9 protein-coding genes are annotated in these 10,241 nt (G+C 75.2%); 1 reads left to right on the top strand and 8 read right to left on the bottom strand.

Annotated features, from left to right (window positions below):
- The 8 genes from VF468_06240 to VF468_06205 all read right to left on the bottom strand — a co-directional run.
- Positions 1–459 (bottom strand): AAA family ATPase (locus tag VF468_06240; GenBank protein ID HEX5877909.1); only part of this gene is annotated, 459 nt, incomplete at its 3' end.
- 4 nt (positions 460–463) lie between these two features.
- Entirely contained in the window at positions 464–2,323 is a 1,860-nt protein-coding gene (locus VF468_06235) for a hydantoinase B/oxoprolinase family protein (GenBank protein ID HEX5877908.1), read from the bottom strand.
- On the bottom strand, positions 2,320–4,440 hold the full coding sequence (locus tag VF468_06230) for a hydantoinase/oxoprolinase family protein (GenBank protein HEX5877907.1): 2,121 nt from the start codon (positions 4,438–4,440) through the stop codon (positions 2,320–2,322). The genes VF468_06235 and VF468_06230 overlap by 4 nt, the downstream gene beginning before the upstream one ends.
- Positions 4,437–5,348 (bottom strand): carbon-nitrogen hydrolase family protein, encoded by a 912-nt coding sequence (locus VF468_06225; protein HEX5877906.1) that lies wholly within the window; start codon positions 5,346–5,348, stop codon positions 4,437–4,439. Before VF468_06225 ends, VF468_06230 begins: the two co-directional genes overlap by 4 nt.
- A 4-nt stretch (positions 5,349–5,352) precedes the next feature.
- A complete protein-coding gene (locus tag VF468_06220; GenBank protein HEX5877905.1) occupies positions 5,353–6,066 on the bottom strand; it encodes a carbon monoxide dehydrogenase subunit G in 714 nt (237 codons plus the stop codon).
- Entirely contained in the window at positions 6,063–8,450 is a 2,388-nt protein-coding gene (cutA, locus tag VF468_06215; protein ID HEX5877904.1) for an aerobic carbon-monoxide dehydrogenase large subunit, read from the bottom strand. The genes VF468_06220 and cutA overlap by 4 nt, the downstream gene beginning before the upstream one ends.
- Positions 8,447–8,935: a (2Fe-2S)-binding protein gene (locus tag VF468_06210; GenBank protein ID HEX5877903.1), complete on the bottom strand. Its 489-nt coding sequence runs from the start codon at positions 8,933–8,935 to the stop codon at positions 8,447–8,449. Before VF468_06210 ends, cutA begins: the two co-directional genes overlap by 4 nt.
- Complete coding sequence (locus VF468_06205; protein ID HEX5877902.1) at positions 8,932–9,816, bottom strand: xanthine dehydrogenase family protein subunit M; 885 nt, start codon at positions 9,814–9,816, stop codon at positions 8,932–8,934. The genes VF468_06210 and VF468_06205 overlap by 4 nt, the downstream gene beginning before the upstream one ends.
- Positions 9,817–9,910: 94 nt before the next feature.
- Between VF468_06205 and VF468_06200 the strand changes: the two genes are divergently transcribed.
- Positions 9,911–10,241, top strand: a 331-nt coding sequence (locus VF468_06200) for a transporter substrate-binding domain-containing protein (protein HEX5877901.1), incomplete at its 3' end; no start/stop codon positions are given.

Here is a 10,241-nt window from a genome sequence, read left to right as displayed (position 1 = left end):
CTGGACGACCTCCAGCACCCGCTCGACCGACCGGTCGCGGCCCCGCACCACCAGCAGCACCGGGCAGCCCAGGTTGCGGGCGACGTCGGCGTTGAAGTCGAACTCCAGCGCCCGTGACGCCTCGCTGAAGTCGCTCCCCTCGACCAGCAGCAGGTCGGTGGTGTCGTCGAGCCGCTTGTAGGCGTCCAGGATCCGCTTGAGCAGCTGGTCGTAGCGTCCCCGGTCGCTCATCGCCCGCAGGTCGTCGACCACCGCCCCGAACGACTCCTCGTAGGTCTGGGGGAGCCGGTAGCGCCGCCGGATCAGCTCGATGTCGTTGTCGGGCTGCTCGCCCCCGGCCACGATCGGCCGGAAGTACCCCACCCGGCCCAGCGAGGCCAGCGCCTCCATGACGCCGAGGGCGACGGCCGACTTCCCGCTGCCCGGCTCGATGGCGGTCAGGTAGACGTTGCGCTCCATGGGGTCACCCTACCCCGTCAGGTTGATCGATATCGGCGGACGGCCGCCCGGCGAGCACGGCATAGCCGGGGCCGCGGTCGAAGAAGGGTTCGTCGCCGCTGCGGGCGGCCTGGCCGGCGGCCCGGAGGGCGTCGGAGGCGGGCCGGTCGACGGCCGCGTCGTCGGGGCCGCCGGTGACGACCACGCCGTAGTCGTCGCGGGCGCCGGCCACGCTGACCTTGCCCCAGCGCACGTCCCGGACGACCTCGTCGTAGGGGCGGTCGAGGGGGTCGCCCCAGCCGCCGCCGCCGGTGGTGCGGATGCGGATGAGCTCGCCGGCCCGGACCGGCTCGGCGTCGGCCAGGGCGTCGACGGCCCGCTCGGCCGGGCCGCCGGGGTCGATCACCACCTCGAACGGCCGGCCGGCCCGGCCCCCGGCCACGCCCCAGCAGGCGAGCAGGGAGCGGTCGGCGATCGACATGAAGTGGGCGTCGCGGAGCATGCGGAGGTGCTTCTCGTAGCCGAGGCCGCCGCGGTGGCGGCCGGGGCCGCCGGAGTCGACGGCCAGGCCGAGGCGCTCGACCAGGAACGGCCAGCGCGCCTCGGCGAACTCGACCGGGATGTTGCGCGAGTCGGGGACGACGTGGACGGTGTCCTCGCCGTCGGCGTACGGGCGGCCGCCGGAGCCGCCCCCCAGCACCTCGCGCATCAGGTAGGGGCGGCCGTCGGCGTCGTCGCCGTAGACCCCGGTGTAGCGGATCGTCTCCTGGTCGGCCGGCATGGCGCCCCCGGTGGCCTTGGCCAGCACCCCGGCCAGGACCCCGAGCAGGCGCAGGATGACGAAGGTGCGGGCGTTGGTCGGGGCCGGGAAGACGGGGGTGAGCAGGGTCCCCTTGGGCGGGAAGCGCAGCTCCAGCAGGGGGACGACGCCCTCGTTGACGTCCAGCTCGGCCGCCCGCTCCGGGGTCTCGGCCAGGTTGCGCAGGATCGGGGCCAGCCACTTGGCGAGGAAGTTGCCGTCGGCGTAGTCGCCTGCGTGGTTGATCGGGCCCTTGGCCTGGGGCGAGGTGCCGGTGAAGTCGAGGATCAGGCGGCCGCCGTCGGTGGCCGTCTTGGTCAGGGTGATCCGCTGGGCGTGCAGGCGCGGGGGGTCGACGCCGTCGTGCTCGGCGTAGTCCTCCCAGGTCCAGGTGCCCTCGGGGATCCGCGACAGCAGCTCGCGCCGGAAGGCCTCGGTGGTCTGGTCGACGATGGCGTCGAAGCAGGCCTCGACGGTGGCGTCGCCGTAGCGCTCGAACAGCTCGGCCAGGCGGCGGGCGCCCATCAGGCAGGCCGAGCACTCGGCGTCGAGGTCGGCGGCCAGCGACTCGGGCATGCGCGAGTTGCGGGTCATGATGGTCAGCGCGGCCCGGTTGGGGACGCCGGCGTCCCACAGCCGGATCGGGGGGACCATCAGCCCCTCCTCGAACACGCTGGTGGCATGGGACGGCATCGACCCGGGGACGGCCCCGCCGATGTCGTCGTGGTGCCCGAAGGCCTGCACGAACGCGACCACCCGGCCGCCCGCGAACACCGGCACGGTGACGCACAGGTCGGGCAGGTGCCCGATGCCGCCCTCGGACAGGTAGACGTCGTTGTGGAAGAACACGTCCCCGGGCCGCATCGTCGCCAGCGGGAAGTCGCGCACCACCGGGTGGACCAGGGCCGAGTAGGACCGCCCGGTCAGCTTGCGCAGCCGGGCGTCGTGGATCCCGGCCCGGAAGTCGTGGGCGTCCCGGATCATCGGCGACCTGGCCGTCCGCCCGATGGCCGTCTCCACCTCCCGCTCGACGGCGGCCAGCGTCCCCTCGACGATCTCCAGGGTGACCGGGTCGAGGCCGGTCACGGCTCGCCCTCCCGGGTCACGAGCAGGTTGCCGAAGCGGTCGACCCGGGCCCGGAATCCCGGGTGGAGCGGCACCGTGGCGCCGTACTCCTCCACCACCGCCGGCCCGCCCACGAGGTCCCCTGGCGACAGGTCCTCACGGTGATAGATCGCCGTGTCGACAAATCCACGCGCCGGGTCGAAGCAGGCGGGCCGGGTCCCGGCGGGAACGGGGATGGAGGCTGGAGTGGAGGGGGAGGCGCCCGGGGGGCGGGGGGTGTCTGGGGTGAGGGGGCGGAGGGTGGGGCGGCGGATGGGGCCGACGCCGGTGACCCGGAGGTTGACCCACTCGACCTGCTGGGTGGGGTCGTCGCGGAAGCTGTAGCCGTAGCGGCGCTGGTGGGCGTCGTGGAAGGCGGCCACGGTGGCGTCGGTGAGGGCGTGGTCGACGGGGCCGTCGGGGACCGGGACGCGGACCTCGAACGCCTGGCCGACGTAGCGCAGGTCGGCCGAGCGCAGGTAGCGGTGGGCCGGCCGGGCGAAGCCCTCGGCGTCAAGGGCCCGGGCGGCGCGTTCCTCGAGGGCGGCCAGGGTGGCGGCGACGGCGGCCGGGTCGAGGTCGGCGTGGCCGGCGACCGCCGTCTGGACCTCGTCGTTCTTGACGTCGACGGTGAGCAGGCCGAAGGCGGACAGGTTGCCCGGGTCGCGGGGGACGACGGCCGCGGGCAGGCCGAGCAGCTCCAGCAGCCGGCAGACGGCCAGCGACCCCGACCCGCCGAAGGTGGCGAGCACGAAGTCGCGCACGTCCAGGCCGCGCTGGACGGTGACCTGACGCAGGGCGTTGGCCTGGTTCCAGGCCGAGATCTCCAGCACCCCGGCGGCGACGGCGGGCAGCTCGAGCCCGAGCTTGGCCCCCAGCGCCTCCAGGCCGGTGGCGGCCGCGGCCGGGTCGAGGGGGACCTCGCCGCCGAGCAGGTGGGGCGGGATCCGGCCCAGGACGAGGCTGGCGTCGGTCACGGTCGGCTCGGCCCCGCCGCGTCCGTAGCACATCGGCCCGGGGTCGGCCCCGGCCGAGCGGGGCCCGACCTTGAGCCCGCCCTCGCGCGACAGCCAGGCCACCGACCCGCCGCCGGCGCCAACGGTGACCACGTCGACCATGGGGATCTTGGACGGCCAGCCGCCGACGCTGCCCTCGGTGGTCAGGGCCGGCTCGCCGTCCAGGACCACGCTGACGTCGGTCGAGGTGCCGCCGCCGTCCAGGGTCAGGACCCGGTCGAACCCGGCCGTCCTGGTCGCCAGGGCCGCCCCAAGGGCCCCGGCCGCCGGCCCGGACAGCACGGTCGAGATCGGCTGGTGGACGACCTCGGCGGCCGACAGGACGCCGCCGTTGGACTTCATCACGTAGAACGGCGGCGGCGTTCCCGGCGCCAGCTCGTCCAGGCGGCGGGCGATGGTGGCCACGTAGCGGCCGACCCGCGGCTTGACGGCGGCGTCGACCAGGGTGGTCATGGCCCGCTCGTACTCGCGGTACTCGCGCAGCACCTCGCTGGAGAGCGACACCGCCGCCCCGGGGTGCTCGGCGGCCAGGACCTCGCGCATGCGCCGTTCGTGGGCCGGGTTGGCGTAGGCGTGCAGGAAGCACACGCCAACGGCGGTCACCGCCCGGTCGCGCAGGAAGCGGGCGGCCGCCCGGGCCCCCTCCTCGTCGAACGGGCGCAGCTCGGCACCGCTGTGGTCGAGCCGGCCGCCGACGGTCCTGACCAGGTCGGCGGGGACGATCCGGGGCGGCTTGACCCAGAAGTAGCTGTTGCCGTAGCCGTCGGGGACGCTCTGGCGGGCGATCTCCAGCAGGGCCCCGAAGCCCTCGGTGGTGACGAAGCCGAGCCGGCCGACCCGGCCCTCGAGGAGCTGGTTGGTGGCCACGGTGGTGCCGTGGCAGACGGCGCTGACCGCCTCCGGGCCGACCCCGAGGGCGGCCAGGACCTTGGCCACCCCGGCCATGAACCCCTCGGCCGGGTCGGCCGGGGTCGAGGGGGTCTTGACGGCGGCCAGCTCGCCGCTGTCCTCGTCGAAGGCGACCACGTCGGTGAAGGTCCCGCCGGTGTCGACCCCGACCCGGATCCGGCGCGGGACGGTCATCGTTCGGGCGGCGGGTGCGGGAACCTCGTCCTGGCGGGGCGGCGGAGGTCGTCGAGGTGGCCCTCGACCAGGGCCAGGTTGCGGTCGGCGAGGTGGTCGAAGCGCTGGGGGACGCTGGCCCCGGGGGCGACGGTGGCCATGGCCGTGGCCGGGTCGAGGCGGGCGCAGCACCAGCCCGGCTGGGTGGCGGCCCTGGCCATCACCTCGGCGACCGGGGAGACGACCATCGAGTTGCCGAAGTACAGCGTCCCGGCCGGGTCGGCGCCGGTGGCGTTGGCTCCGACCACGAACACGTGGTTGTCGTAGGCCCGGGCCCGGTTGGTCAGCTCCCAGATGTCGGCCGGGCGCAGCAGCGCCGACGGCCGGCACAGGACCTCGGCCCCGAGCACGGCCTCGGCCCTGGCCAGCTCCGGGAAGTCGCCGTCGTAGCAGATGAGCAGGCCGATCCGGGCCAGGTCGGTGTCGACGACCACGGCCTGGTCGCCGCGGGTGACCCAGCCGCCGGCGTCGCGGTCCTCCAGGTAGAAGACGTGGGTCTTGCGGTAGCTGCCGAGGACGTCGCCGGTCGGGCCGATCAGGACGGCGCTGTTGTGGACGGTGCCGCGCTCGCGGCCGCGTTCGTAGGTGCCGGCGACGAGGTGGACGCCGAGGCGCCGGGCCGCGTCCTGGAGGGGCTCGGTGACCGGGCCGGGGACCTCGCTGACCAGGTCCCAGAGGGTGGCCGGGTCGACCCCGGGGGTGTAGCCGGTGGTGGCCGACTCGGGCAGCACGACCAGGTCGGCGGCGGTGGCGGCGACGCAGCGCTCGACCAGGTCGACGCAGGTGCCGAGGTTGGCCTTGACGGAGGCCGGGGTCAGGGGGCCGGGGGCGGGGGCGGTCTGGACGGCCGCCGCGGTGAAGGGTCGCACGGGGTCAGCGCCTCCTGCTCCGGCGGGGGCGGGGTCGGGAGGCGCGGCGGGCCAGGTAGCCGCCGACCAGGGCGCCGAGGAGGGCGGCGGCCGCGCCCAGGGCCACGCCGGCGGCGAACTCCCCGCCGGGGGTGGCCGCCGGGCGGGCGGGGGCGCGGTACACGCGTGGCCCGGCCCCCCGGGCACCTGCCCGGGCCGCCGCCCCCGCCTCCCCGGCCGGGGTGAGGAGGGCGCCCGCCTCCTCGGTCGGAGTCGATGGGGCGGGCTCCTCGGCCCCGCCTCCTCCCAGAACCTCATCGACGGCGGCGAAGAACTCGCCCGCCGTGCGTTTGGCGACGCCGGAGAGGAGGCGTTGGCCGACGCCGCCGATCATGCCGCCGACGACGGCGTCGGCGTCGTAGGACAGGACGGTGGTGCCGTTGTCGCCGGAGGCGAGCTCGACGGCGACGTCGGCCGAGACGGTGCCGGGGGCGCCCGAACCGCTCGCCCGGAGGACGAAGGCGTGGGGGGCGCGGTGGTCGGTGAGGCGGACGTCGCCGGCGTAGGTGCCCCGGACCGAGGCCACGCCGGCGGTGACGGTCATCTGGTAGGCGTCCTCGCCGACCTGCTCCAGGCGCTCGCAGCCGGGGATGGTGCGGACCAGCACCCGCGGGTCCCGCAGGGCGTCGTACACGGCCTCCACGGGGGCGTGCAGGGTGGCGTTGCCGGCGATCCTCATCCCTCCTCCTTCCTCGCATGGCGTTCCCGCAGCGCCCACAGGTCCGACGGGGAGATCGGCATGCGGTCGACGAAGAACCCCTCGGCGTCGGAGATGGCCGCGGCCAGCACGGCCGAGGCGGCGATCGTGCCCGCCTCGCCGGCCCCCTTGATGCCGAGCGGGTTGAGCGGCGACGGCGTCTCCAGGTGGTCGGTCTCGATCTTGGGCACTTCGGAGGCGTACGGCATCAGGAAGTCCATGAACGAGGCGTTGAGCAGCTGGCCGTTCTCGTCGTAGACGATCCGCTCGTACAGGGCCCCGCCGACCCCCTGGGCGACCCCGCCGTGGATCTGCCCCTCGACGATCCGCGGGTTGATCAGCGTGCCGCAGTCGTGGACCACGCAGTAGCGCAGGATCCGGACCTCGGCCGTCTCCGGGTCGGTCTCGACCACGACCGCGTGCATGCCGTTGGCGAAGGTGGAGCGGAGCGGCGAGTAGAAGTCGGTCGCCTCCAGCCCGGGCTCGTCGTCCTCGTCGACCGGCGGCGCCTCCACCCCCCGGCCGACCACGAACTGGGTGGCCAGCCGGGTCTGGTCGTCGAAGGCGTAGCGCAGCGGGTTGGCCAGCACGGCCACCGTCTCCAGGGCGATCTCGCGCTCCGGGGCGCCCCTGACCCTGACCGCGCCCTCGGCCAGCTCCAGGTCGCCCGGGTCGGCCTCCAGGGCCTCGGCGGCGATCCGCAGAGCCTTGGCCCTGACCTTGCCGGCGGCCAGGGCGACGGCGTTGCCGCTCATCACCGCCGCCCGGCTGGCGAAGGTCCCGACGGCGTACTTGAAGCGGCGGGTGTCGCCGGTCACGACCGTGACCCGCTCCACCGGCACCCCGAGGGTCTCGGCCGCCACCTGGGCGAAGGCCGTCTCGTGGCCCTGGCCCTGGGTGGTCAGGCCGGTGGCCACGACCACTGTGCCGTTGGTCTCGACGCGCACGTGGGCGCCCTCGTACGGGCCGACCCCGGTGCCCTCGACGTAGCAGGCCAGGCCGATCCCGACCCGCCGCCCGGCCGCCCTCGCCCCGGACCGGAAGGCGGGGAACTCGTCCCAGCCGACCAGCTTCTTGACCTTGTCCAGGGTGGCCGGGTAGTCGCCGGAGTCGTAGATCAGCGGCCGCCCGTCCTGGAAGGTGAGGTGGTGGTCGTAGGGCATCTCGTCGGGCTGGATGAAGTTGGCCGCCCGCACCTCGGCCCGGTCGCGGCCCAGGTAGGCGGCGATCGCGTCCATGGTCCGCTCCATCGCGAACGCCGCCTGGGGCCGGCCGGCGCCCCGGTAGGGGGTGACGATCACGGTGTTGGTGTAGAGGGAGCGGAACTCGACCCGGTAGGCGCCCGGCTTGTAGGGGCCGAGAAGCTGGGTCGCGGTGATGATGGGGACGATGATCCCGTACGGGGTGTAGGCGCCGTTGTCGTGGAGGAACTCGACGTCGAGGCCGAGCAGGCGGCCCTCGTCGTCGAAGCCGACGCTGACGTGGTGGCGCTGACCCCGCTCGTGGGCGGCGGCGACGAAGTGCTCGCGCCGGTCCTCGGCCCACTTGACCTCGCGCCCGAGGCGGATCGCGGCCCACGGGACCAGCACCTCCTCGGGCCAGGGGTGGACGATCTTGACCCCGAAGCCGCCGCCGACGTCGGGGGCGACCACCTCGACCCGGTCCACCGGCACCCCCAGCTTGACGGCCAGGGCGAACCGGACCGAGGTCGAGGTCTGGGTCGAGCTGTAGACGCGCAGGGACCGGTCGGCGGCGTCCCAGCGGGCGTAGACGCCGCGGCCCTCCATGGGCATGGAGGCGGACCGCTCGATGGCCAGGTCGAGCTCGAGCCGGTGGGGGGCGGCGGCCACGGCGGCGCGGGCGTCGCCGTGCTCCTGGACCATGCGGGCGGCCACGTTGTCGGCCACGTCGTCGTGGACCGTCCGCTCGGCGGCCACGGCCGCGTCCAGGCCGACCACCGGGGCCAGCGGCTCGTAGGTGACGGCGATCCGCTCGCAGGCGTCCTCGGCCAGGTAGCGGTCGCGGGCCACCACCATGGCCACCGGCTCGCCGACGTGGCGGACGACCCCGTTGGCCAGCGGGTAGCCGGTCCTGGGGGCGTGCAGGCGGGGGTGCGGGATCAGCAGGGGCAGCGGCTCGGCCACCGGCCCCTCCAGGTCCTCGTAGGTGTAGATGGCCACCAGCCCGTCGACCTCCAGGGCCCGGCTGACGTCGACGTCGACCACCCGGGCGGCGGCATGGGGGCTGCGCACGAACGCCGCCGCCAGCGCCTCCGGGCCCAGGTCGTCCAGGAAGCGGCCGTCCCCGGCGACCAGCCGCGGGTCCTCCCGCCGGGCGATCGGCTCCCCCATCGTCCGCGTCGTCACGGCGCTTCCTTCAGCAGCTCGGCCGCCCGCAGGACCGAGGCGACGATGTTCTGGTAGCCGGTGCAGCGGCAGAGGTTGCCGCCGATGGCCTCGCGGGCCTGCGCCTCGGTGGGGTCGGGATGCTCCCGCAGCCAGGCGGTGATGGTGGTGACGAACCCGGGGGTGCAGAAGCCGCACTGGAGCCCGTGGCAGTCCCGGAACGCCTGCTGCACCGGGCCGAGGCCGCCATCGGGGGCCCGGCAGCCCTCGACGGTGGTGATCTCGGCCCCGTCCATCCCGGCGGCGAACAGCAGGCACGAGCGCATCGGCTGCCCGTCGACCAGCACCGTGCAGGCCCCGCAGACGCCGTGCTCGCAGCCCAGGTGGGTGCCGGTCAGCCCCAGGTCGTGGCGCAGGCAGTCGGCCAGCAGCCGCCGCGCCGGCACCTGCACGGTGTGGGGCACGCCGTTGACCACCAGCCGGGTCTCGTGCAGCGGCTCGCTCACGCCGCCCCCTCCAGTCGCGAGGCGGCATGGGCGGCGGCGGCCCTGGCCGCCCGGGCGGTCAGGACCCCGGCCAGGTGGCGGCGGTAGGCGGCGCTGGCGTGGATGTCGGCCTCGGGGTCGACGGCGGCCGCGGCCAGGCGGCCGGCGCCGGCCCAGTCGGCGGCGTCGTGGGGCTGGCCGCCGAGGGCGTCGGTCAGGTCGACCGGCACCGGCACCGGCCCGGCCGAGATCAGCGCCGCCCGGGCGGAGCCGACCCGCAGCCCCTGGTCGAGGGTGACCAGCGCCCCGACCCCGCAGACGGCGTAGTCGCCGTGGCGCCGGGCCACCTCCACCCAGGCGCTGCCGCTGCCGGCCGGCGGCGCCGGGAACACCGCCGCCGTGGCCAGCTCCCCCGGCCGCACGGCCGACTCCAGCGGCCCCAGGAAGAAGTCGGCCGCGGCCACCCGCCGGGACCCGCCGGCGCTGGCCAGCTCCATGGTCCCGCCCAGCAGGGCCAGCACCGCCGGCAGCTCGGCCGCCGGGTCGGCGTGGACCAGGCTGCCGACCACCGTGCCGCGGTTGCGGATGGCGGTGTGGGCGATGTCGGCGATCGCCTGACCGAGCAGCGGGACGGCGCCGGCGGCGGCCTGGTCGTCCTCGACCCGGGCGTGGCGGGCCAGAGCGCCGACCCGGACCCCGTCCGGCTCCCGGGCGACGACGTCCAGCTCGGCCAGCCGGTTGACGTCGACCAGGTGGGCGGGGGCGGCCAGCCGCATGTTGAGCAGCGGGACCAGGCTCTGGCCGCCGGCCAGGACCTTGCCGTCGTGGCCCACCTCGGCCAGCACGTCCAGCGCCTCGGCGACCGTCTCCGGCCGGTGATAGGCGAACACCGGTGGCTTCATAGGCGGCATCATCTCGCAAGCTGGCAACGGAGGAAGCCAAGAACGGCTATCGTGCACACAGATCAGTGAGGGTGGGAGAGACGGGAGGAACGCGATGAAGGCACGCAGGTGGCGCCGCGGGGCGCTTTTTGGCCTGGTCCTGGCCATGGCCCTGGTCGCGGCCGGCTGTGGCGACGACGGCGAGACGACTGGGGGCGGGACCACCGACACGACCGCCGCCGCCCCGGCGGTCGACGAGGCCCTGGCCGCCAAGGTCCCGGACGCGATCAAGTCCGACGGCAAGGTCCTGATCGGGACCGACGCCAGCTACGCCCCGAACGAGTTCCTCGACGCCGACGGCAAGACGGTCGTCGGCTGGGACGTCGACCTGTTCAACGCCGTCGCGGCCAAGCTGGGCCTCCAGACCGAATGGCAGTCGGCCACGT

This window comes from Actinomycetota bacterium (assembly GCA_036280995.1).
Classification (GTDB): domain Bacteria; phylum Actinomycetota; class CALGFH01; order CALGFH01; family CALGFH01; genus CALGFH01.
This window is presented reverse-complemented; position numbering and strand designations above follow the sequence as displayed.

Excerpts from the sequence above, each read along its gene's own strand:
- VF468_06230 (HEX5877907.1), bottom strand. The coding sequence starts at position 4,440 with ATGACCGTCCCGCGCCGGATCCGGGTCGGGGTCGACACCGGCGGGACC.
- VF468_06220 (HEX5877905.1), bottom strand. The coding sequence starts at position 6,066 with ATGAGGATCGCCGGCAACGCCACCCTGCACGCCCCCGTGGAGGCCGTG.
- VF468_06205 (HEX5877902.1), bottom strand. The coding sequence starts at position 9,816 with ATGAAGCCACCGGTGTTCGCCTATCACCGGCCGGAGACGGTCGCCGAG.